21 protein-coding genes are annotated in these 22,003 nt (G+C 33.8%); 7 read left to right on the top strand and 14 right to left on the bottom strand.

Going from position 1 to position 22,003, the window contains the following annotated elements; all coding sequences use genetic code 11:
• Nucleotides 1–146: 146 nt before the first annotated feature.
• The 4 genes from BUB80_RS10815 to mraZ are packed head-to-tail and all read right to left on the bottom strand — an operon-like array spanning nt 147 to nt 3,939.
• A complete protein-coding gene (locus tag BUB80_RS10815) occupies nt 147–2,138 on the bottom strand; it encodes a penicillin-binding transpeptidase domain-containing protein (protein ID WP_073292946.1) in 1,992 nt (663 codons plus the stop codon).
• Complete coding sequence (locus BUB80_RS10810) at nt 2,122–2,490, bottom strand: FtsL-like putative cell division protein (protein ID WP_073292945.1); 369 nt, start codon at nt 2,488–2,490, stop codon at nt 2,122–2,124. The genes BUB80_RS10815 and BUB80_RS10810 overlap by 17 nt, the downstream gene beginning before the upstream one ends.
• Before the next feature lie 57 nt (nt 2,491–2,547).
• The gene (gene rsmH / locus BUB80_RS10805; protein WP_073292944.1) at nt 2,548–3,441 is read right to left on the bottom strand and encodes a 16S rRNA (cytosine(1402)-N(4))-methyltransferase RsmH; all 894 of its coding nucleotides are present in this window, start codon (nt 3,439–3,441) and stop codon (nt 2,548–2,550) included.
• A gap of 39 nt (nt 3,442–3,480) precedes the next feature.
• Complete coding sequence (gene mraZ / locus BUB80_RS10800; RefSeq protein WP_073292943.1) at nt 3,481–3,939, bottom strand: division/cell wall cluster transcriptional repressor MraZ; 459 nt, start codon at nt 3,937–3,939, stop codon at nt 3,481–3,483.
• Nucleotides 3,940–4,211: 272 nt separating this feature from the next.
• Here mraZ and BUB80_RS10795 point away from each other — a divergent pair, with 272 nt between their 5' ends.
• From BUB80_RS10795 to BUB80_RS10785, 3 genes are all read left to right on the top strand, one after another.
• Nucleotides 4,212–4,973 carry an alpha/beta fold hydrolase gene (locus BUB80_RS10795; protein ID WP_073292942.1) on the top strand — a complete coding sequence of 254 codons (762 nt, stop codon included), beginning with the start codon at nt 4,212–4,214 and terminating at the stop codon, nt 4,971–4,973.
• A 62-nt stretch (nt 4,974–5,035) separates the two neighbouring features.
• Nucleotides 5,036–5,659: a ribosome biogenesis GTP-binding protein YihA/YsxC gene (gene yihA, locus BUB80_RS10790; RefSeq protein ID WP_054512596.1), complete on the top strand. Its 624-nt coding sequence runs from the start codon at nt 5,036–5,038 to the stop codon at nt 5,657–5,659.
• The gene (locus BUB80_RS10785) at nt 5,652–6,104 is read left to right on the top strand and encodes a GNAT family N-acetyltransferase (protein ID WP_073292941.1); all 453 of its coding nucleotides are present in this window, start codon (nt 5,652–5,654) and stop codon (nt 6,102–6,104) included. The genes yihA and BUB80_RS10785 overlap by 8 nt, the downstream gene beginning before the upstream one ends.
• Nucleotides 6,105–6,179: 75 nt before the next feature.
• Here the strand turns inward: BUB80_RS10785 and BUB80_RS10780 are convergent, their stop codons facing one another.
• The 8 genes from BUB80_RS10780 to BUB80_RS23390 all read right to left on the bottom strand — a co-directional run bounded on the left by BUB80_RS10780 (nt 6,180) and on the right by BUB80_RS23390 (nt 11,185).
• Nucleotides 6,180–6,476, bottom strand: coding sequence for a hypothetical protein (locus tag BUB80_RS10780; protein ID WP_073292940.1), 297 nt, complete (start codon nt 6,474–6,476; stop codon nt 6,180–6,182).
• A 26-nt stretch (nt 6,477–6,502) separates the two neighbouring features.
• Nucleotides 6,503–7,573 carry a type I restriction endonuclease gene (locus BUB80_RS10775; RefSeq protein WP_073292939.1) on the bottom strand — a complete coding sequence of 357 codons (1,071 nt, stop codon included), beginning with the start codon at nt 7,571–7,573 and terminating at the stop codon, nt 6,503–6,505.
• Between the two features lie 9 nt (nt 7,574–7,582).
• The gene (locus BUB80_RS10770) at nt 7,583–7,915 is read right to left on the bottom strand and encodes a YegP family protein (protein ID WP_073292938.1); all 333 of its coding nucleotides are present in this window, start codon (nt 7,913–7,915) and stop codon (nt 7,583–7,585) included.
• 13 nt (nt 7,916–7,928) lie between these two features.
• Nucleotides 7,929–8,210, bottom strand: coding sequence for a membrane protein insertion efficiency factor YidD (gene yidD / locus BUB80_RS10765; RefSeq protein WP_073292937.1), 282 nt, complete (start codon nt 8,208–8,210; stop codon nt 7,929–7,931).
• A complete protein-coding gene (locus BUB80_RS10760; RefSeq protein ID WP_073292936.1) occupies nt 8,182–8,445 on the bottom strand; it encodes a hypothetical protein in 264 nt (87 codons plus the stop codon). Before BUB80_RS10760 ends, yidD begins: the two co-directional genes overlap by 29 nt.
• Before the next feature lie 124 nt (nt 8,446–8,569).
• The gene (locus BUB80_RS10755; protein WP_073292935.1) at nt 8,570–9,235 is read right to left on the bottom strand and encodes a response regulator; all 666 of its coding nucleotides are present in this window, start codon (nt 9,233–9,235) and stop codon (nt 8,570–8,572) included.
• A gap of 11 nt (nt 9,236–9,246) precedes the next feature.
• Complete coding sequence (locus tag BUB80_RS10750) at nt 9,247–10,923, bottom strand: tetratricopeptide repeat-containing sensor histidine kinase (protein ID WP_228433770.1); 1,677 nt, start codon at nt 10,921–10,923, stop codon at nt 9,247–9,249.
• Between the two features lie 70 nt (nt 10,924–10,993).
• A complete protein-coding gene (locus tag BUB80_RS23390; protein WP_139262659.1) occupies nt 10,994–11,185 on the bottom strand; it encodes a hypothetical protein in 192 nt (63 codons plus the stop codon).
• Nucleotides 11,186–11,569: 384 nt separating this feature from the next.
• Between BUB80_RS23390 and BUB80_RS10745 the strand changes: the two genes are divergently transcribed.
• Together BUB80_RS10745 and BUB80_RS10740 are read left to right on the top strand one after the other, a co-directional pair.
• The gene (locus BUB80_RS10745) at nt 11,570–12,409 is read left to right on the top strand and encodes a hypothetical protein (protein ID WP_073292934.1); all 840 of its coding nucleotides are present in this window, start codon (nt 11,570–11,572) and stop codon (nt 12,407–12,409) included.
• Between the two features lie 74 nt (nt 12,410–12,483).
• Entirely contained in the window at nt 12,484–14,277 is a 1,794-nt protein-coding gene (locus BUB80_RS10740) for a metallophosphoesterase family protein (RefSeq protein ID WP_073292933.1), read from the top strand.
• A 298-nt stretch (nt 14,278–14,575) separates the two neighbouring features.
• On the opposite strand, the gene BUB80_RS10735 is transcribed toward BUB80_RS10740, so the two are convergent.
• Entirely contained in the window at nt 14,576–15,643 is a 1,068-nt protein-coding gene (locus BUB80_RS10735; RefSeq protein ID WP_073292932.1) for a phosphatidylinositol-specific phospholipase C1-like protein, read from the bottom strand.
• A gap of 333 nt (nt 15,644–15,976) precedes the next feature.
• Here BUB80_RS10735 and BUB80_RS10730 point away from each other — a divergent pair, with 333 nt between their 5' ends.
• Together BUB80_RS10730 and BUB80_RS10725 are read left to right on the top strand one after the other, a co-directional pair.
• Complete coding sequence (locus BUB80_RS10730; RefSeq protein ID WP_073292931.1) at nt 15,977–19,021, top strand: SusC/RagA family TonB-linked outer membrane protein; 3,045 nt, start codon at nt 15,977–15,979, stop codon at nt 19,019–19,021.
• An 18-nt stretch (nt 19,022–19,039) separates the two neighbouring features.
• Complete coding sequence (locus tag BUB80_RS10725; RefSeq protein WP_073292930.1) at nt 19,040–20,806, top strand: RagB/SusD family nutrient uptake outer membrane protein; 1,767 nt, start codon at nt 19,040–19,042, stop codon at nt 20,804–20,806.
• A 115-nt stretch (nt 20,807–20,921) separates the two neighbouring features.
• Here the strand turns inward: BUB80_RS10725 and msrA are convergent, their stop codons facing one another.
• Nucleotides 20,922–21,476 carry a peptide-methionine (S)-S-oxide reductase MsrA gene (msrA, locus tag BUB80_RS10720; RefSeq protein ID WP_073292929.1) on the bottom strand — a complete coding sequence of 185 codons (555 nt, stop codon included), beginning with the start codon at nt 21,474–21,476 and terminating at the stop codon, nt 20,922–20,924.
• Nucleotides 21,477–22,003: the final 527 nt, after the last annotated feature.

Below are 22,003 nucleotides of genomic sequence, written 5' to 3'. Positions count from 1 at the left end.
TTGTCTTTTCGGAATTCAATTCCATAAGTTTTACTTATGGCTATTAATATTGAACCCTTCGGGTTCTTTATCATTTTATTTTCTTCCTTTTTTTAATAGGATTATCATCCTATCCTTATTTAAATTGTCCCTTTGAGACTCTTTCCTTAATTCTGCAGAGACAAATAAATTCTCTGATTTTTACTAATTGTTGTACCTTCTAATGGAAATTGTTCTTTTATTCTACCAACTCCTTTATAATCTACACGGTATCCTAAGTTTTCCAATTGTGGAATAATATTTTTACCAATTAATCCTACTACGCTTGGCATTTGCTTATTGTTTACTGCTATTTTCACATTAGGCTCCACCATTTTGTTAAGGTTTACCTTTCTGTCTACAAGCATTTCTTTTTCAACATTTTGAGGCGTCTTTAAGAACGTCTTTCCAGCTATTTCTTTAAACACTGGTGCAGAAACTGCTCCTCCGTAAAAACTTTTAGCCGTATTGGGCTCACTGATCATCACATAACATGTGTATTTTGGATTGTCAGCTGGATAGAACCCCGCAAAAGAAGCTCGGTATTTCATTGGACCGGGAAGCCAATATTCAAACCTTGCGGTTCCTGTTTTCCCTGCCATTTTTAGGTTAGGAGTAAAAATACTTCGTCCTGTTCCTTTTTCTACCGCTTTAGTTAATGCGCTGGTCATCATTTTAATCGCCTTTTCCGATGCGATTTTATTCACCATTACTTCAGGTTTTGCACTATACATTACCTTTCCGTCCTTCATGATTTTGTCTATGAATAATGGTTTTAGCATTTTACCACCGTTAGCAACTGCGTTGTAGAAAGTTGTTAATTGTAATAAATTAATGTTAGATGAATATCCATAAGAGATTGACGCTAATGTAGCTGCATTCCATCTTTTATTTTCAGGCGTTAGGATCTTCGGTTTTGTGATTCCCGGAAGCTCGATGTCCATTTTATCAAACAATTTCCAACGTCTCAGATGATCAAGGAAAATCTGTGGTTTGTTGGCATAATACTTTGTGATCAGTTTTGAAGTTCCTACGTTACTGGACTTTGCTAATACATCACTGATGTCATAAACTCCACCACCATGACCGTCTGAAATCCTTTGTTTCGCATACGTCCAAACTCCATTTCCTACATCTACGGTTGTATTTTCATCAATAAAACCATCATCCATTGCTGCCAATAAAGAAATGGTTTTGAATGTAGAACCCGGTTCGATATTATCCTTTATCGCATAGTTGTAAGAATCCTCATAATTACCCTCTTCATTTCTTCTTAAATTAACCATAGCACGAACTTTTCCAGTTGCAACTTCCATTACAATCACGGTTCCGTGTTTTGCTTCGAAAGAGACCATCTGTTTTTCTAATGCAGAATGGGCAATGTCTTGAATTCTAAGATCTAACGTGGTATAAACATCTTCACCGTCAATAGGTTCCTGAACTTTCCAGAAGTCGATGGGTTTCCATTGAGAAGAATTAATTCTCTGTTCTAGTCTTTTTCCGTCAGTTCCTGTCAGATATTTTGAGAAAGCACCTTCCAGACCAGCTTTTAATTCACCGTTATCGATTCCGATTGTTCCGGCACCGATTTCTGAAGTGGCTAATTCTCTTTTATAATTTCTGTCAACAATAAAACCTCCTTTGTTTTTCCCTTTTACAAAAATTGGGAAGTGTCTGATTCTGTCGTATTCGTCAAAATCAAGCCCTTTAACTAAAGTGTAATATTGATTTTTCTTTTTCTTTTGTTCATCAAATTTCTGTCTGAATTCAGTTTTTGGTTTTCCGAACATTTTACTTAAAGAATCCGATAAAGCGCCAATGTTGTTCTGATAGATGGTATCTTTCATCGTTTTGAAATCTAAATAGATATCATAACGCATCACGGTAGTTGCCAAAATGGAACCATCAGAAGCAAATAAATTTCCACGAGCTGCTTTTAGGGTAGCTTCGCGGTAATTTTTATTGATATAATCGTCTTTGATCTCCTGAACATTGGTATTTTGAAGAATGATGATCCTTGCAATGAACATTACAAATACGCACAAAGCCACCACTGCGAAGAGGTAGCCCCACCTTAAGGTTCTTTTACGTTTGTTATCGTATTCATTTTGCTTTTGCATCTGTACTATCCAATTTTATTAACAATTTGTGAGGATGGTTTTCCAGTGTCATCAAAGAATCTCGGGCGACTTCTTTTCCCAATTGAGATTCCATTTTTACTTTAATCAGCTTACTTTGTGCGTAAGCGTTTCGAGATTTATATTCTTCTGTTTCTTCTTTTAAGGCGTTTACAATTTTAATTTTCTTATTGACGAGATGATTACTGTAAATCATCGCCATCATTAAGACAAACAACAGTAAAAAATACTTGTAATGTATTTTTATCTCATCACGATTCAGGAAATTCCCTTTTATAATATCTATAAAAGTAAGTTTCTTCTGAGGGCGAGATGTTGTTGTTCTTTTTGCCACTTTATTTATTAGTAATAGGTAATATGTAAAAATTGCTTATTACCCATTGCTCATTATTTATATTTTTATTCCTGTTCTCATTTTAGCACTTCTGGCTCTTGAGTTTTCTTCAATTTCCTTGTCATCAGGAATTATTGCTTTGCTCTTAACCAATTCAAATACTTTTTTATAATTTCCGTAAATGTCTCTTGTGGGTTCACCCTCGAACATTCCGTTTTTCAAAAATCTTTTTACCAAACGATCTTCTAAAGAGTGATAAGAGATTACTACCAGTCTTCCGTCTGGTCTTAAAACATTATATGCCTGAACAAGCATTTCTTTTAAAACTTCCAATTCTTGGTTTACCTCAATTCTTATCGCCTGGAAAAGCTGTGCATAAAACTTATTGATTTTATGCGGAGGAAGAAAACTGAAAAGTTTTTTCAAATCTTCCGTGGTATTGATGCTTTTATTTTTTCTGTGGTGAACGATATCTCTAGCTAATTTTCTAGCTTCTCTTAATTCGCCATAGTAATAAAATATGTCTGCCAACTGCTCTTCTTCGTAATCGTTGATGACTCTTTTGGCATCAAGCCCCTGCATTACATTCATTCTCATGTCTAGGGGAGCATTACTTCTTGTAGAAAATCCTCTTTCTGCTTCATCGAACTGATGAGAAGATACTCCAAGATCTGCAAGAACTCCATCAACCTGAGAAGCTCCATACATCAGTAAGGAGTTTTCTAAAAATCGGAAATTCTGATTGATCAGAGTAAATCTCGGATCATCAATCGTATTCTTAAGTGCGTCTAAGTCTTGGTCAAAACTGAATAATTTTCCTTTATCAGAAAGTCTACTCAATATTTCTCTTGAATGGCCACCGCCACCAAAAGTGCAGTCCACGTATGTTCCGTCTGGATTCGTTACCAAATCATCAACACTTTGCTTTAACAAAACGGGGTTATGATACATGTTTAAGTTGTGTTTTTTTTCGCTTTTATTATTTAGCGGTTATTCTTCATCTAAAGAGCCCATCACGTCTTCGGCAAGGCTGGCAAAATCTTCTTCGTTGGTAGAGATCACTTTTTCATAAGCGTCTTTATCCCAGATCTCAAACAATTCACCTGCGCTCGTTATCACAATATCTTTTTGAAGATTTGCGAAATGCGTCAGGTCTTTTGAAATCTGTAATCTACCTGCATTGTCCAATTCTACAGTTTTTACACCTGCCGTAAACATTCTAATGAAATCAGCATTCTTTTTAATGAATCTGTTTAGCTTATTAATTTTGCCCATCAATTTATCCCACGCATTCATAGGATAAACTTCTAAGCAGGATTGGAACACAGCTCTTTTGACTACAAACGCCTTGTCTTCAAAGTCTTCCATCTGTTTGATTAAAGATGAAGGAACTTTTAAACGGCCTTTGTCGTCAATTTTGCACTCATATGTTCCAATGAAATTTTTCATTTGGGACAAATTTATATAATAATTTCCAAAATCGCCCACTTTTTCCCACTTTTTGACTTAATGTTAATAAGTTTTATTAAAGATTGAAGACTTTGGGGGTAAGTTGTTGATATTATTCATTTTGTATATGCTCTTATTTGGGCTTTAATAAAGAGATTTTGAAAAAAAAAAATAAAAAGCGTGTTATTATATTATTTTTACTTTAAATTAGGCATATCAAAATATTTTTGAGGTTTAATTTGTATTTTTGCAAGGCTTTATTAAGGCATTTTATGATATTTAGTACAAAAAAAGAAAAGAAATATACTTTTGTAGAGGCGGGAGAAGGACATCCATTAGTGCTATTGCACGGTTTAATGGGTGGTTTGAGTAATTTCGATAAGATGGTGAATTTTTTTTCCGATAGAGGATTTAAGGTCTATGTACCTCAATTGCCTATCTATGATTTGCCGGTACTCAATACTAATCTTACCACATTAGCAAAATATATTATAAAGTTTATAGAGAGCCACATCGAGGGGCCTGTAACCATTGTTGGAAATTCAATGGGAGGTCACATTGGGCTTATCTTAACTTTGGCAAGACCGGATTTAGTAAGTAATTTGGTTTTAACCGGAAGTTCCGGATTATATGAAAGAACATTTGGAGACAGTTTTCCAAGAAAAAATGATAAATCATATATAAGGAAGAAGACGGAAGAGGTTTTTTATGACCCTGCTGTGGCAACTGAAGATCTTGTAGACGAGGTTTTTGGAGTGGTGAATGATAGAATGAAGGGAATAAAAACCGTGATGTTGGCAAGAAGTGCCATCAAACACAATATGTTGAATGATCTTCCTAAAATTGTAACACCAACGTGTTTAATTTGGGGAAAACAGGATAATGTAACACCTCCGGAAGTTGCAATTGATATGCACAAGTTTATCCCTAATTCAGATTTGTTTTGGATTGATAAATGTGGGCATGCCGCAATGATGGAAAAACCAGACGAGTTCAATGAGATTCTCTACAGCTGGTTAAAAGATAAAGTTTAAAAAAATATATTAAACCATTAAGAGTTTTTCTTAATGGTTTAATTTTCTAAAAAATATTCAAAATGGTTATTAAGACAGCAGAGTTCGTAAAGAGTAGTGGTAAATGGCAGGAATGCCCGGAAGCGACAATCCCTGAATATGCTTTTATAGGAAGATCAAATGTTGGGAAATCATCATTGATCAATGCAATGCTGAACAGGAAAGATTTGGCGAAAACTTCGGGAACCCCAGGGAAGACTCAGCTGATTAATCATTTTATAATTAATGAAGACTGGTATCTTACCGATTTACCGGGGTATGGTTATGCTAAGGTTTCAAAAGTGATGAGAAGGGATTTTGAGAAACTGATCAATAATTATATTCTGAACAGAAAGAATCTTGTGAACCTTTTTGTTTTGATAGATTCGAGACACAGTCCTCAGAAAATAGATCTTGAATTTATTGAATGGTGTGGAGAAAGTGGTGTTCCTTTTTCAATTGTTTTTACGAAAGTTGATAAACTGAAACCCAATATCGCAATAAAAAATGTAGAAGATTACAGGAATGAGCTTTATAAGACCTGGGAAGATCTTCCGGAAATATATGTGACTTCTGCCGAAAAGAAAGAAGGATGTGATGAAATCCTAGATTTTATACAAACAACCAATGAATTTTTAAAAAATAACAGTGTAAATTTCGATGAGTAATATTATTTGGAAAATTAAAACGTTTGAGGAATTTACGGTTCCTGAATTGTATAATCTTCTTAAAGCTCGAAGTGAAGTATTTGTAGTAGAGCAAAATTGTGTATATCTGGATGCTGACGGTTATGATCAGCAGGCGATTCACGTTTGGGCAGAGGAAGAAGATGGTGAAATTTTAGCCTATTGCCGAGTTTTCGACAAGGGTATTAAGTTTGAAGAAACTTCATTAGGTCGTGTTATAACCACGCAAAAAGGAAGAGGTAGAAGCTTGGGCAAACAACTTATACAATACGCCGTTGAAACGATAGAAAACCGTTATCATACTTCTGAAATCAGAATTTCAGCGCAAGATTATTTATTAAAATTCTATGGAGATTTTGGTTTTGTAGATACCGGAAAAAAATATTTAGAAGATGATATTCCCCACACGGAAATGATCAGAAAATAAAGAAAAGCGAAGAAATTAATCTTCGCTTTTTTGTTGATATATGTTGAGTGTTTTTAGTTTTTTTGCGTGATAAGGTTAATTACAACCTGAACAATAGGATCTGTCTACATATACTTTACTACTTCCCGAATAGTAATAGCAACCTCCTCTTGAGCCTACATTTAGAGCGTTTCCATTATAGGTACATCCTTTACTCTGAGTATAATATGATCCAGAACTTCTTGTTTTACTTCTTTTAGCTTTTGTGCTTTTTTTCTTTGAAGCTTTCTTTGCGTATTCTGTTTTAGAAATAGTGTTATTGGTTGCTGCTGAAAAGCTGGATGGCAATAATAAGCTTAAACCTAAAAGGCTTGTAAAAATTAGTGTTTTCATGGTTATTAGTTTTTAAATGGTTTTCATTAGTTATAGTTTTCTAGTGTTTTATGAAGTTCCTCTTTGAAATTATAAATTTCATCAAGGTTATTAAGTAAAACTTTTTCTCCTGATTCTTTACCATTATGGAATGTTTCCAGATATTTATTAGCCGTATTAAAATGTAACCTGCACAGAGGTTTTCTGTTATTATCATCTAACAGAATTCCGAAATAGGATAATGTGTCTCTATAGGCAATTCTTGAAGATGGTATTCTTTCTCTTAAAATAGCTTTTATAATTTGGAATCCTTCTAACTCTTCTTCTGTGGTGACAATTTTAGAATCATTATTTTCATCAATAGATTGGGCCGCTTTTACTCCTTCATCTTGCTTTTCAATTTGCTCATTAATACTTAATGCAGATTTAAGCCTGAAACTGATAGATTCATTGATAGAGGTTGTTAATGCTTTTTTTGTATATTCTTTAAAAGAAATCATTCTGTTGGCAGTCATTGGTTTTTCAAAAAATCGGCTTACCAGAAGTTTTACCAATTCATCAGATGGAGTCTCAATTTCTTTTTCGAATTCTTTCCTGATGGCTTTGATATATTTTAATGCTTCTGCTGAATCTAAAATACTTTCAAGGTTATAATCTTTTTTAGTAAAGCTTTCTAAAATTTTAATTGAGCTGTCTTTTAAGTCTTCAATATTAATGGTGAAAAAAGGCTTCTCATCCATAATATTTGGTTTCTCAAGATCAGTATAAAAATTATAGACAATTCCATTCGTAAGAACCCCAAGTCTTGTTTTTGATACATGATAATACCTGTGAAGTTGAGAATTATGGGCATCAGCACTTTCTTTCCAATGTTTACATTCTATAATGAAAATAGGATTATCATTATGCTTAATTACATAATCTACTTTTTCACCCTTCTTCGTTCCAATATCACAAGTATGCTCCGGAATAACTTCGGTAGGATTAAAAATATCATACCCTAAAATTTGTATAAAAGGCATAACAAAAGCGTTTTTTGTTGCTTCTTCAGTACCGATATGATCTTTTAAACCAACTACTTTCTGATGTAATTGTTCAAGTTTTATTTTTAAATCCATTAGTTTGTTTTAGATAGTTTCATCAATGATTTCAGCGTATGGTGCATTGGTTTTCACGGAAACAATACCAATCTCCATAGAGGCTTTTGAACTGTAGTATTGGCTTTTACCAATAATTTCACCGTTTTTAGCTTTCAGTACAAAGTAATCTTTATCATTTACTGCAACTCTTCTATCATATCTAGTATCATCTATGGAGTTGATTCTTACAGACTCTATTCCTTTAAGGCAAGATGCTTTTTGAACATAGCCTTCACTCACTAAAATAATCTCGCCGTTTCCTGCTTTTAAGTTGAATTGATATTCGTTGTCTTTTCTTTTGGTGATAATAAATTTTCCCATGATTAATATTGTTTTAGTTTAAAAATCTTTTTGAAATTTCTTCTTCTTCAAGGATTTGATTTCCAGGTAAAATAATTTGAAGTTTTCTTGTTATTGGGTTTTCAATAATATGAGCTCCAGATCTGCAATTTTGAAACCTATATTTGAATGCTTTTAATCCTGCAATAAAGCCTTGATGTACTGTTTTTTCATAAACATGTTTTGAACAGCTTATTCTGAAAATACATTTTCTCCTCTTTTGGGCAGGAATGCAAAACCAGTATATTTTAATGAGAAGAATAAGTAGATTTTTCATTTTCTTCTTTTGAGAATACAACCATTTGATATGAAGTCATGTAGCCTTTTTGAGTTTCAGATCCAAAACACCCTGTTATGGGTTGAACATAAGTAGAAACACTTTCTAATCTTACATAATTCCAACCTTGGTTATTTTGAGCTGCTATTAAGTCTTCTAATTGTTGAGCAATGTTACTTGAGCTCATATTTTGATGATTTGCTGTTGCTACAAATGGGGTTACTTTATATTCCATGATTCGTTTTATTTAATATTCCAAAAATAGAACTATATAAAAACCAATCCTTACGGGTTCCCGTAAAACAAAAAACCTTCCAAAAAAATAGAAAGGTTTAATAGAATATGTTTTAGAAATCTTGTTATATAATCCCCAGATCTTTACAAAAAGCAACCAATTGCTCATTGCTGGTGACTTCCAAAGCTTCTTTTAAACTATTTAATCTTTTCTCTACACTGCTTAAACTATTGGGTCTGATGTTGTTGTTTTGAAGATAAACAGGAATGTTTTTTTGCAAAACACCTTGTGATAGGAGAGAGACTAGCGTAATATCATAAGCAGAAAACTCATAATTGTTGAGCTTTTTTACTTCCTGTTTAAGGTCCAAGGATAGATAGTTCTCATTAACGTAGACAGAAGCAATGGCTTTTTTCAAATCTTTTGAATCATTCCTTGCTTTGCGTACATAGCCGTTGATTTTAGATTCTGTAAAAAGAGAATCAATCACCCCGGATCTATGTTCTGCGGAAAAAACAATCACTTTTAGGGAAGGCTGAATCGCTCGTAATTGCTCTACCAGTTCTATTCCGTTTTTTATTTTCTGTTGATGATGATCTTCTTCGTAATAAAGATCGGTGATTAATAGATCATAGGTATCTTTTTCTCGGATAGATTTTTGAACTTTAGCTAAAGCATCATCACAATAGGAAACATAGTCAACATTGGGAACATTCAATTCTTCTAATGTTTTTTGTATAGAGATACTGATACTTTCGTGGTCTTCGGATATTAAAATTTTTTTAAACATTGTTTTCTTTTTTAAATAGGAAATGAAATAGTAATCTTCAATCCTTTTTCGATTTCGGTATCAAAAATAATTTCTCCATGGATATTTTCAATACGGGAAACCGTACTCGTGAGGCCATTCTTATAAATTAATTCTCCAGAGATGCCTATACCATTGTCTGTGTAGGAAATGGTTATGAAATTATTTACTCTTTCAAATTTGAATACCACTCTGTCTGCCTGACTGTGTTTTTTCATATTCACTAACAGTTCTCTAATGATTTGGTAAACTTCATCTTGGCTTGATACCTTAAAATCTTTCCAAATTGTTTCATCATTTCCGGCAACATAGGTATTAATTGATTCATTTTTAAAGGAAGCAACAAGCTGTGATATTTTTTTACTGAAATCTTCCTCATCCTCTTTTGAATCTATTTTTTCGTAAGAAATATCTCTAGATTTTTCATAAACGAATTCCAGTTCATCCAGCATTTCATTTTTATCAATATTCTCCTGATTTTCAATTTTGGCCATTACCTGATAGATGCCATTGGCAACAACGTCGTGAACTTTTTTGGAGAGTTTAAGTTGGTTGTTTTTTATTTTTAATTCGTTTTCTTGTTTGAGTCTTATTTGCCTTCTACGATACCAAATGATAATGATAATTAATGCTAAGACTAAACAAGCTACGAGAAAATACTGTTTTAAAATTTGATTTTGTTGTTCGGCAGTGTTTGCTTTTAATAATTCATTTTCTGCCTTATTCTTTTCAACATCATATCTTATCACCGCAAATTGATTTTTTGCTTTGCTTCGTGAAATATAGATGCTATCATTTAATTTTTGATACAGTAAGAAATATTTTTTTGAGTTTTGAGGACTTTCTGAGATGACAAGCTTTTGAAGAGCTTCGATTTGATCATCAGGACTTTTAATTAACTTAGCTACTTCATACATCTTTTTCGCAAAAGTTAAAGCGAAATCATATTTCTCCTCTTTAATATAGTAGTCGGAAAGATGAGCATAGCTAGAGTTTAATCCCCATAAGTCCTTTTCTCTTAGTCGTATATCTAATGCTTGGGTTAATTCAGGAACTGGATTGTATTTTGGATCTTCAAGCCATTTTGTTTTTGCAAGATTGGTTAGAGTTCTGGAATATTCTTTTTTATTTTTACTAACTTCTTTAAAAATTTGATTGTATATTTTTAAGGCTTCTTTATAATTTTTAGTTGCTTGGAGAGTTTTGGCTTTATTATTTAAATAAATACGGGTATCTAAAGCATCATTTGAAAACTTAATGGCAAGATCATAAAATTTCAAAGAATTTTGAAAGTCTTTTAAATTATACGAGGCTATACCAAGATTATTATAGTTTGATTTTATGTATTCATAGTTTGATTTCTTTTGGGAATTAAAGAAATTAGATGCAGCCAAAGAAGTTTCTTGTGCTCCAAAATAGTCTCCTTTTTCTGTTAAAATAATGGCGATATTCACTAAAGATTTACCAGCTCCAGCACTGTCTTTTTCTTGTAAAAAAGCATCTTTTGCTTTATAAAAGTTGGCAACAGCATTATCTGTATCTCCTTTATCTTTAAATTCCCAAGCTTTTTCAAAAAATGAAGTTTGATTTGAGATCTGCTTGATTTGTTCAGTGTTATTTTTAGAGCAAGAGTAGAATAGTAGAAGAAAAATAAGAGAATATGGTTTCAATGTAAATTAGTTTTAACTAATTTAAAAAAAATAAGCGAAAGAGTACTCTTTCGCTTATTAATATCATTATTTATTTTCTAGGAGGGGTTTGCCCAGTATCTCCTCCTGTATCACCTGGATTTCCCGGATCTACTCCACCACCCGGATTACTCGGTCCTCCACTTTGTATTGTAACCGGATCTTGGTTGTTATTACACGTTGTTGCATTAGCGTTGTTATGTGAGAATGCTAAACCTAGTAGCATTAATATAAATTGTAACATATTTTCAAAAAATTTATTGTTAAAGCATTCGTGTTCTTCCCTGCGAAACAGATCGCAGATAGTTTGACACGGTTAAAAAAATTGAAGCGCTTCTAAAATTTTTTGGGAAGTGAACCTTCAAAAACGGAAGAGAAACATCTGCTTCCCAACCCGGAGTTTTCTTCCGTTTTATCTGGTGATTTAGAAATCAGTTTTGTACATTTGTTTTTGTAATGTTTTGTTTGTCACTGATTTCTGAAGCAAAGATGCGACAATGAGTGAGGCAGGTGTTAGACAAAACATAGACATCGATAGACAAGAAATGGACAGGAGTTTTGTTACGGAAACCCGTAATGCGACATGATGAAAAATCACCTATTTTGTAATAGCCTATAAAAACTAATTATGTCCAAGAAAAAACTATTAATTCATGAAGTATTCAGAAAAGCTGAGGAAGAAACCGGGAAGAAAACGAAAAATGGGCTAGCAGCTTATTTATGGTCTTATTTTGATGAACGATTTCCAAATTATATTACTGATAAAACATTGTCTAGGTATTATGATACTTTTATACGTGATAATGAAGACAGAAATATAGATTCTGATATTCTTGATAAATTCAGCCAATATGTTGGCTATATGGATTTCGCAGACTTTTCCAGTACCTTTATTAAGAAAGACGATGAAGCAAACAAGACCACAGTCAAAATAAGTGTGGATGAAGATGAGGAGTCTTTAACAGAAAAGCTTTCAAAAATTATTATCAACATAACGAATGAACAGCACTTCAAAATGCCAGATTTGATGAAGAAAAATGGACTGGGTATTATGGAAATCGGCTTGTTGTTGTGTCTTGTAACAGGAAATGTTGTTTTTTCTAATAATAAAAAGATGACTCCTATGGGTTTTATGTCAAGTGGAAATCCGGCTATTGAGAAAAAGTATATGTATTGGGATGGCGAAAGATATATGGCAACAGACAGCAGTTATATTAATCCTGGGATTGATATCGTTGCGATGAATGCGCACAAATTTCTGCACTTTAAAAAGATCATGAGAAAAGATACTTTGACTGAAATGAATGCTCTTGGAAAAACATGGTATTCAAAATATAACAGCGGAGTAGAATTTTTTACGGATGATGGAGTAGATCCGGAAACCGGTAGAGAATTAAGAAGAGCAACACCTCTTATTATATTTAAATATGCAGGAAAGCCCCAAGACTCTATAGAGGTGCAAGAATAAATTTCATTCACAATTATTTAAAATTCAATTAAAACAATTCACATTAGAATCACTTACTTTCGTCTTATTTTAAGATGAACAAAGGAATATTCTCACTTTTACTTTTTGCTTTTACTTTATTTTCGGCTCAGGAGAAACCTGTACAAATTGCATTTCTTTCAGATGTGCATTTTCAGGATTTGTATGGAAGCTTTTCGGATAATGATTTTAAAGGAATTATCAACCCGAAAACAGGAAAGCCAACGATTCTGAGAACAATGGATTCTCAACTACATTCCACAAGGGTTTTTAATGAAAATTATTTTGCCTTTCTAAAAGCATTAGATGATATTGCCACAAAAGGGATTAAAATAGTAGCTATGCCCGGAGATTTTTCGGATGATGGACAAGCCTATAACTTGCGTGGACTCCGTAAAATTTTAGATCAGTATCATAAGAAATATGGAATTGATTTTTACCTAACCACAGGAAACCATGATCCTGTTGGTCCGTTTCGACAGGACGCAGGAAAAGATGATTTTTTAGGGGAGAAGGGAAGTCCATTAGGGATTTACAGCAAAGAGAATCTGGGAAAAACAACATCTAAGATTATCACAAAAGATATTGCAGAATCAGGGTATTTGGAAATTTTGGATGAATTAAAAGACTTTGGATTTTATCCGAAAGAAAAAGATATGTTTTGGAGCACTCCTTTTAGCCAAGATTCATATATAAATTATTCCTATCCAAAAGCTGTTCAACAAGCTGCATACACCCAAAGAATGTATGAAGTTACCAAAGGATTTTCTGTACCGGATTTAAGTTGTGTTGTTGAGCCTGTAAAAGGAATTTGGATGTTGGCCATTGATGGAAATACTTATATTCCTAAAAACCTCAACGAAAATTCTAATAATCCTTCTAACTACAATGGCGCAAGTATTGGGTATAATAATGTCTTGACGAATAAGCAGCATTTGATCAAGTGGGTGAAAAAAATTGCAGAAGAAGCTAAATTGAATGGGAAGACACTAATCGCGTTTACTCATTATCCAATGATTGATTTCAATGATGGAGCCACTCACGAAATCAAAAATTTGTTGGGTGAAAAGAAATGGCAATTGGAGCGTGTTCCTGAAGAAGAAGTAGCCAAAGTATTTGCAGGTGCGGGTTTACAAATTCATTTTGCGGGACATATGCATATCAATGATACAGGAACAAGAAAGATCGATGGTAAAATGTTAGTCAATGTTCAGGTTCCTTCATTGGCGGCCTATTTGCCGAGTTATAAAATTCTCACCATCCATTCTTCTGACAAAATGGAGGTACAGACAGAAGTTTTGAATGATGTTCCTCATTTTGATGACCTTTTTCCTTTGTATGAAAAGGAATACGAAGCATTAAGCCAAAATAAAAACACAAAGCTTTGGAATAAGGACATTTTGAAAACCAAATCTTACCATGATTTTATGTTATTTCATTTAAAAGAATTAGTTCGTTTAAGGATGGTTCCGAATGATTGGCCTAAAGAATTTATAGAGAAAGCGAAATATTTAAATGGAGAAGATTTGCTTGTGATGGCGCAAAAGTCAGGATCTGAAGTAACACAAAAAGACATTCAATCAAAAGGATTCAAGAAATGGAGTTTTGAAGATCTGTTATTTGATTTATATAAATTCCAATCTGCTGATGAATTGGCTAAAAAAGATATTCCAAAAGAAAGGTTGCAGCAATATCAGCTATTGGAAAAGCTGTATGAATCTAATACTTCTCTAGATCCTTTTATCAAACAATTAAAATCGGTTTTTAAAATTCTTTCTTTATTATCAAATGGAGATCCTGCAGATCATTTTGAAATTGACTTGAAAAAGCAAATGATAGAAAGGTTATAGTTTTTTATTTCCCACGGATTTCACAGATTTACACAGATGTTTGCGCTTCATCTTTGTGTTTAAAATGTTCTAAACGCAAAGATTTAATCATTTAAACTTTTAATTTTAGAAAGCAAAGGCAAATAAATTTGCTGCGCGAAGCTGAAACATTAGCTTCATAAAATCAACTTGTTGATTCATCTTTGCTCACTTGAGATGAATTATTATTAAGTTAAAACTTTGCGTTAAATTCCTAACCAAAAGCAATAAAAAAAGACTGCCTAAAAATCAGACAGTCTCTCCTTTAATATGATTTTAATTATTTTCCAGTCACAGGATTTTTCCTTTCATACGTATTGTTATCGAAGCTGATTTTATAGTTTGATTTAAAAAGTTTGCTAGGAAGATAATAATCTGTAGTGATAATCTGAGCTCCACTTTCTTTAGCCTTTTCAAACCTTGAATAATCTTCTTTTCTGGCTTCCATCGTATCGGCATCGGCTCTGGTACGAATGATATAGCCTTGTTTTACAAGAGCATTAATCTCAGGACTTGGGTCGTTCATAAATAAAACTGCAGATTCGGGCGTTCCTGGGGTAGAATTGGTGAAGACCATTCTTCCTTTTAACGAAGGATGATCTTTCATATAAAGGTCTCTATTTTCGCTGTTATTGTCCAAGACAAAAAGAAATTTACCTTTCGCGTTTTTTACTTTTGGCCAATTTTTTTTAAGAACCGCTTCATTCAATGTTTTATAAGAACCTCTGATGTCATCAGGAGTAATGATTTTATTTTTACCTAAATATTTTTTCAACTCATTATCTAAATCATCAAATAGCTGAGGAGTATAATGTTCAGGCTCTGTTCCAAATTTATTGGGTTCTCCGTCTTTGGGCTCCAATGTAATAAATACAGGATCATGATCAGGATGAGCATCAGACCATTTTTTAAGATCTTTCAAGCAATCTTCCAGTGTATAATACCAAGTCTGATAATCAATATCTGTAATGTGGATCATTTTGTAACCTGGTTTTTTCATTTTTCCTTCAGGATCGAAAGGCTGTGTTGTTTTAACAAGGTCTAAGATCTTTGGATGAGCATATTTTCCTCCTTTACTATCTGCGTATACATCAATTTCAAGATTTCGAAGCCCTAAATCTAATTGTTGGGGTATTGGGATATGTTCATATTGAATTCTAGGCAAAAAATTCATAGAATCTTTTTTCGATAAATAGCTGTAAACCTCTGGAAGAATAGCTTTTTTGTAGCTATTATGAGAGCCAATTACCTGAATTTCATTAATTTTTAAATCATTAAGGTTCTGTGATTGCGACCAAAATAGGTTTAAAGAAGAGAGGTACAAGACTATAAAAACGGTCTTTTTCATTTCGTCAATTTTTGTAATGGCGAAATTAACGACTCTTCGTTTCTGGCGATTTACATATTATGTTAAGTGTTCTTTAAGATTGTGTGAATGAGAAAAAACATGATTTTTTAAACCGTTGATAATGAGTGTGTTTTTATTTTCTCTTTTTGAGATATTTATATTTTGTTGATTTTAAGATAATATTATGTTAAAGTGATTTCGTGGAAGATCATTTTACTTTGTATGCCGAAAATGAAACGAAGATGAGGTTAAAAAAAACCACTGTTACGGGAATAACAGCGGCTTTTTTACTAAGCAAAGCAACGTTTATTACAATTTACTTTACTTAATGATATGTACCACAAAATTAATTTTTTTAAATTTAAAAAGCTAATTCCGATCGCATTGATCTTTTTGGTGTCCAATCACGCCAATGCAGAAGGATTTACAACAAGTCATCCTGCTTTTTCGCAGGTGAATGAAACTATTTCCGGCCTCGTGCAGGATCAGGAAGGATCGGCCATTGAAGGCGCAAAGATCTCTGTTGTAGAAACAGGGGCTACAGCAACTACAGACGCTCTGGGAAATTTTTCTATTTCAGCTTCTGTAGGGCAAACGTTATCTATTTCTTATGATGGATACGAAGTACAAAAAGTGAAGATTACTTCTTCTTCAGTTTCCATTAAACTTCAATCTAAAAAGGCTGCAACTTCTATTGAAGAGGTTACTTTGGTGGGTTATGGTTCTCAAAAAAAATCAGATTTAACGGGTGCGGTAAGTCAATTGAAGGCAGAGAACTTCAAAGAAGGAATGAATATTTCTGTTGATAATTTGATGCAGGGAAAAATCGCGGGTGTTCGTATCGTTCAGTCGAGTGGAGAGCCCGGTGCAGGAGTGAATGTTTCCATCAGAGGAATTGGTTCTATCAGAAGTGGTAGTACGCCTTTATTTGTTGTGGATGGTGTTCCTTTGAGTAATGATGCAGTAAGTGCACAAAGCCCGAACGTTGGTTTAGGAAATGCTCAGGCGAAAAACCCGTTAAACTTTTTAAATACATCGGATATTGAATCAATCACTGTATTGAAAGATGCTTCTGCAGCAGCTATTTATGGTGCAAGAGGGTCTAACGGTGTTGTTTTGGTAACGACAAAAAGAGGAAAGAAGGGAGAGCCAATGTTTACGTATGATACGTATCTAGGTTTTTCTTCGGTTATTAAAAAATTAGACTTAATGACCGCTGATGAATACAGATCAGCAGGAATAAATAAACTATATGATCACGGTGGAAATACAGACTGGCAGGATGAAATTTATAGAAATGCAGTTTCATCAAATCATTCAGTATCATTTTCAAAAGCTACAGAAACGGGGAATTATTTTGCGTCAATTTCTCACATGGATCAGGATGGTATCGTTCTGAATAGTAGCTTTAAAAGAACAACGGCTCGTTTGAATGCTGAAGAATCTTTCTTTGATAACAAAAGATTAAAGGTTAAAGTAAATCTTACGGCGAGTGACATCAAAGAAACCGGTATTCCAAATGGTGGAAATGCAGGATCTGATGGTCAGGTGATTATCCACGCTTTGATGGCGAATCCTACACGTTCTGTGTATGATGATAATGGAAATTATACCAATTTCAACATGAATGCCCATTACAATCCGTTGTATTTGTTGAGTATTTATAATGATAAAACCAATACTTTCAGGGTGTTAGGGAATACAGAAGCTACGTTGAGAATTTTACCGGGATTAAATTATAAATTCAATTTAGGGATCGATAAAACAATGTCGGAAAGAAATACAACCATCTATCCGAATGTTACCGACAGAACACCTAAAGGAATGTACGTTCAAGCAAATTTAGATTCTTATAATGTACTTTTGGAACATTATTTAACCTATGATTTTAGCTTAAATAAAAATAATTTCAGTTTATTAGGTGGTTTTTCTTATCAGAAATTCAAGTCTACCGGAACTTACTTTGGGGTAAAAGATATTGCAACTCAAGGAGCAGGGATTCCTCCGGAAATAAATCCCGGATATTCAGGAACGGCGTTTGTTCCTGGAGCCGGTTACGCTCAGGAAAATGAATTACAATCTTATTTCGGAAGGGTAAATTATAATTTTGATAAAAAATATTTATTAACGGCTTCATTAAGAGCGGACGGTTCTACACGTTTCGGAAAGAATAACAAATACGGATATTTCCCTTCTGTTGCAGTAGGTTGGACGGTTTCTAATGAAAATTTCCTGAAGGATTCTCAAATCGTTAACGAACTAAAATTAAGAGGAAGCTGGGGACAAACAGGTAATCAGGAAGTTCCGAATAAAATTACACAGGCAAGTTCTTCATTGACGCAGGCTGCGGGGTATTATTTGTATCCTAATTTAGATTTGATCAACGGGGTTTCTATCAACAGAACGGTAAACCCGGATTTGAAGTGGGAAGTTGTTGAGCAGACGAACATTGGTGCAGACTTTAGTTTATGGAAAAACAAATTGTATGGATCATTGGAATATTACCATAAAACAACAAAAGATCCGATTTTAAATATTCCTTCAAGTCCGTTAAGTCCTACAAGTAATGTTTGGAGAAATGTAGATGCCAAGATTGTAAATAAAGGTTTTGAACTCTCTTTAGGTTCAGAAATTATTAAAAATGAAAATTTCACATGGAATTTTGATGTAAACGGAGCAACAGTAAATAATGTGGTGAAAGATCTTCCGGTTTCAGCAATTTATTCGGGAGAAGTTTCTGGGCCTGGACTTTCAGGTGTTACTGCGAATATTTACAAAAATGGTTATGAAGCAGGATCTTTCTACATGTACAATTATTTAGGAGTTGACGCCAACGGAAAATATATTTATGAGGATGTGAACGGGGATGGAAGAATAGATCAGAATGATAGAAAAATCTTTGAAGGTGCAATTCCTAATTTCACTTTCGGGATCAATTCTTACATGAAATACAAAAAGTTTGATTTTTCATTCTCTTTTATCGGACAGACAGGAGGTTATTTGGTGAACAATACGGCATTGGATTTAAATATCAACAACTTAGCTTCAGACAGAAACGTTTTGAAAAACTTTTATGATTCAGGAGCAAGCCCTACAAACCAACCGCAATTATCTTCTTTATATCTTGAAAAATCAGATTTTATTCGTCTGAACAATGTAAGATTAGGATATACTTTCGATATGAGTCAATTGAAATTCCTGAGAAGTATTAATCTGTATGTAAGCGCACAGAATTTATTTACAATTACCAGCTATACAGGTTATGATCCGCTTGTTGATACCAATAAACAGGTGGGAGGAAATCAGTCTTTGGGGGTTGATTACACGACATATCCATCTGCGAAAACTTTCATTTTGGGAGCAACTGTTAAATTTTAATTTAAGTTAAAAGAAATCATGAAATCTAAATTTTTAAATATTAATAAAATTGTTTTATCCGTTGCTGTACTGGCTTTAGTTGGGTGTACAAATCTGGATGAAAAAGTAATCGATGAGGTTTTAGGTTCTGAAATAGCAGATCCAGAAGCAGCTTTGGCTGCGGCTTACAGCCAGCTTGGAGAGGGAACTTTTGTAGACCACGGAAGTGTGTTCGCTTTACAGGAATATTCTACAGATGAAGCGCTTTTACCAACAAGAGGAAGCGACTGGGGAGACGGTGGAAAGTGGAGAGCCATGCACGAATTTTCTTGGGATGCGAATAGTGATGTTGTAAAAACAACCTGGAACCAGCTAAATTTCGGGATTACAAAATCGTTAACGGCAATATCGAGTGCAAGCAAAAGTGGTGGAGCCAATAAAGCGTTATTTTTAGCAGAAGCAAAAGGATTATTGGCTTATTATACCTATACAACGATTGATTTGTTTGGGCAGGCTCCTTACAGAGATCCAGATAATATTAATGCTCCCATCCAAATTAGAAAGGCAGAAACTACAATTGATGATTTAATTAAAGAAGTGGAGGGGCTTATTCCAAACTTAGCAGATATTAAAACTCAAAACACCCACGCGGGAAGATTTACAAAACAGGCAGCTTATGCATTGTTGGCGGACATGTATCTGAACAGAGCAGTTTTGAAAAATAAAACGGCAGGTGATTTCAATTTTCTAGAACAGGCTGTGAATGGAGGAGGAACGGATATGGATAAAGTAATTGAATATTCTAATCTGTTGATTAATAATCCAAATTTCAGTTTAGAATCTAATTATTTCCACAATTTTGATATCAATAATGATACAAGCAAGGAGATGATCTTTACGATTGTTCAGAAGAAAATTGCGAATTCGGACAAAGGCTCGGATAATGATTTGGCGTATATGTCAATGGAAAGAATTCAGAAGCCTTCTCCGGATAACAGAGGAACGAACGCTTCTTGTATTACTCCGGAATTCTATTATTCTTGGGATGGGAACCACAATGACCCTCGTTTCCAAAGAACCTATCAATACGAAGATGGAACATGGTTTAGAAATGACGGAACAGACGTAAGTGTACCCTCAACAAGCAAAGTGGAAGGAACAGGAAAACCTTGGTTTCATTTCAACAGGGGATTGCAGGTTGGTCAGCAATATGGCCCTAAGATTCTATCGAACGGAAACTTTGATTTAACTGCGGATGGAAGAATTAAGGTCTATAAACTATTCACAGAAAAAAATACGACGCTGGCCGCAGATTTTACACCAGAATTAAACTTTGATAATCCTTCGGAAGCTGTATTTACACAAGCACAGATCAACAGAGGAGTAAGAAACTTCAAGTTTGAATTCGACCCTGGTTATGGAAATAATGGAACCAGCGGGATGGATGTGCCGTTGTACAGATTAGGAACAATCTACATGATGAGAGCAGAAGCGTATTTTAGAAATGGAAATGTTGGGGCTGCTTTAGCAGATGTCAATAGATTGAGAACGAGTAGAACGAATGATGCTTTAAAAGGAAATGCTCCTGGCGTTGCGCTTGCTTCTCTGGATGCAAATACTTTATTGAAAGAATCTGGATTTGAATTGTATTGGGAAATGTACAGAAGAAAAGCGTTGATCAGGTTCAAAAAGTTTGATCAGGCGGGAACAGCAAAACCAGCTTCTCAACCTTACAGAAGAATATTCCCGATTCCTCAGGCAACCATTGATGCCTCGAAAGATTTTACTCAAAATTCAGGGTATTAGTTTTCTTCATATAAAACGATTATTTTTTGTAAACAAAAAGCGAAGAGGTTTTTCTCTTCGCTTTTATTTTATCAATAGGAATGGGTTTTAGCCAAACTTAAAAAGATTTTAAATCTTACTCTGCATTCAACATTCCCAATTCTCCGAAATGTTTTTTAAACTTCTGAATTTTTGGTCCTACAACAGCACTACAATAGGGTTGATTAGGGTTTACGTTGTAATATCCTTGGTGATATTGTTCTGCCGACCAGAATTTTTCGAAAGGTGTTAATTCTGTAACATAAGTTCCTGACCATCTTCCTGATTCTTGAGATGCTTTAATGGCTTCTTCTGCTTTTGTTTTTTCAGCATCGTCTTTATAATAGATTACTGAACGGTATTGCGTTCCGATATCGTTTCCTTGTCTGTTTAATTGAGTTGGATCATGAAGGAAAAAGAATACATCCATTAATTGCTCGTAAGAAATGATTTTAGGATCATACGTGATCTGTACTACTTCTGCATGACCTGTTTCTCCTGTGCAAACCTCTTCGTAGGTTGGATTATCTTTATGACCTCCCGAATATCCTGAAATTGCAGATTCAACGCCTTTTAATATATTGAAACAGCTTTCTACACACCAGAAACATCCGCCTCCGAAAGTAATTTGCTCTAAATTATTGTTATCCATTTTAGGTTGATTATTGTATTAAAAAAACTAATCAAAAGTAAGAAAAAGTTTTTCATTTTATGTTGAAAAGAGTGGTTTAAACACAAATTACACTAATAGATTTCACAAATAATCACAAGAAAAATATAGCGTAAACATCTGCGTAATCGGCAAAATCTGCGAGAAGTTTTCCAACATAAAATTATATGTAATAGAAATTAATCTTTGCGTTGAAAAAGTATACAGATAACAGAAGTGTTTTCAAGAATGATCCTTGTTAAGGTTTTAAACCTTGACAAGGATAAACAAATGATTCTCACGAATGAAATACAATAGATAAAACACAAGCATCTGTGAAAATCTGTGCAATCTGTGGGAGATTTTCCAACATAAAATTATATGTAATAGAAATTAATCTTTGCGTTGAAAAAGTAGACGGATAACAGAAATGTTTTCAAGAATGATCCTTGTCAAGGTTTTAAACCTTGACAAGGATGAATAGAATACGAATAGCAGAAATGTTTTCAAGGATAAAACAAATAATTTCC

The organism is Chryseobacterium polytrichastri, from assembly GCF_900142445.1.
GTDB lineage: Bacteria > Bacteroidota > Bacteroidia > Flavobacteriales > Weeksellaceae > Chryseobacterium > Chryseobacterium polytrichastri.
Note: the sequence above shows the minus strand (reverse complement) of the source record. Positions and strands in the feature narration are given on the sequence as shown.

What these genes read in the sequence shown, in the direction of transcription:
- BUB80_RS10815 (WP_073292946.1), bottom strand. Translation starts at nt 2,138, where the DNA reads ATGCAAAAGCAAAATGAATACGATAACAAACGTAAAAGAACCTTAAGG.
- BUB80_RS10775 (WP_073292939.1), bottom strand. Translation starts at nt 7,573, where the DNA reads ATGGATTTAAAAATAAAACTTGAACAATTACATCAGAAAGTAGTTGGT.
- rsmH (WP_073292944.1), bottom strand. Translation starts at nt 3,441, where the DNA reads ATGTATCATAACCCCGTTTTGTTAAAGCAAAGTGTTGATGATTTGGTA.
- BUB80_RS10740 (WP_073292933.1), top strand. Translation starts at nt 12,484, where the DNA reads ATGAACAAAGGAATATTCTCACTTTTACTTTTTGCTTTTACTTTATTT.
- msrA (WP_073292929.1), bottom strand. Translation starts at nt 21,476, where the DNA reads ATGGATAACAATAATTTAGAGCAAATTACTTTCGGAGGCGGATGTTTC.
- BUB80_RS10795 (WP_073292942.1), top strand. Translation starts at nt 4,212, where the DNA reads ATGATATTTAGTACAAAAAAAGAAAAGAAATATACTTTTGTAGAGGCG.
- BUB80_RS10725 (WP_073292930.1), top strand. Translation starts at nt 19,040, where the DNA reads ATGAAATCTAAATTTTTAAATATTAATAAAATTGTTTTATCCGTTGCT.
- BUB80_RS10745 (WP_073292934.1), top strand. Translation starts at nt 11,570, where the DNA reads ATGTCCAAGAAAAAACTATTAATTCATGAAGTATTCAGAAAAGCTGAG.
- BUB80_RS10730 (WP_073292931.1), top strand. Translation starts at nt 15,977, where the DNA reads ATGTACCACAAAATTAATTTTTTTAAATTTAAAAAGCTAATTCCGATC.
- yihA (WP_054512596.1), top strand. Translation starts at nt 5,036, where the DNA reads ATGGTTATTAAGACAGCAGAGTTCGTAAAGAGTAGTGGTAAATGGCAG.
- yidD (WP_073292937.1), bottom strand. Translation starts at nt 8,210, where the DNA reads ATGAAAAATCTACTTATTCTTCTCATTAAAATATACTGGTTTTGCATT.
- BUB80_RS10755 (WP_073292935.1), bottom strand. Translation starts at nt 9,235, where the DNA reads ATGTTTAAAAAAATTTTAATATCCGAAGACCACGAAAGTATCAGTATC.
- BUB80_RS10770 (WP_073292938.1), bottom strand. Translation starts at nt 7,915, where the DNA reads ATGGGAAAATTTATTATCACCAAAAGAAAAGACAACGAATATCAATTC.
- BUB80_RS10760 (WP_073292936.1), bottom strand. Translation starts at nt 8,445, where the DNA reads ATGGAATATAAAGTAACCCCATTTGTAGCAACAGCAAATCATCAAAAT.
- BUB80_RS10785 (WP_073292941.1), top strand. Translation starts at nt 5,652, where the DNA reads ATGAGTAATATTATTTGGAAAATTAAAACGTTTGAGGAATTTACGGTT.
- BUB80_RS10735 (WP_073292932.1), bottom strand. Translation starts at nt 15,643, where the DNA reads ATGAAAAAGACCGTTTTTATAGTCTTGTACCTCTCTTCTTTAAACCTA.
- mraZ (WP_073292943.1), bottom strand. Translation starts at nt 3,939, where the DNA reads ATGAAAAATTTCATTGGAACATATGAGTGCAAAATTGACGACAAAGGC.
- BUB80_RS10780 (WP_073292940.1), bottom strand. Translation starts at nt 6,476, where the DNA reads ATGAAAACACTAATTTTTACAAGCCTTTTAGGTTTAAGCTTATTATTG.
- BUB80_RS23390 (WP_139262659.1), bottom strand. Translation starts at nt 11,185, where the DNA reads ATGTTACAATTTATATTAATGCTACTAGGTTTAGCATTCTCACATAAC.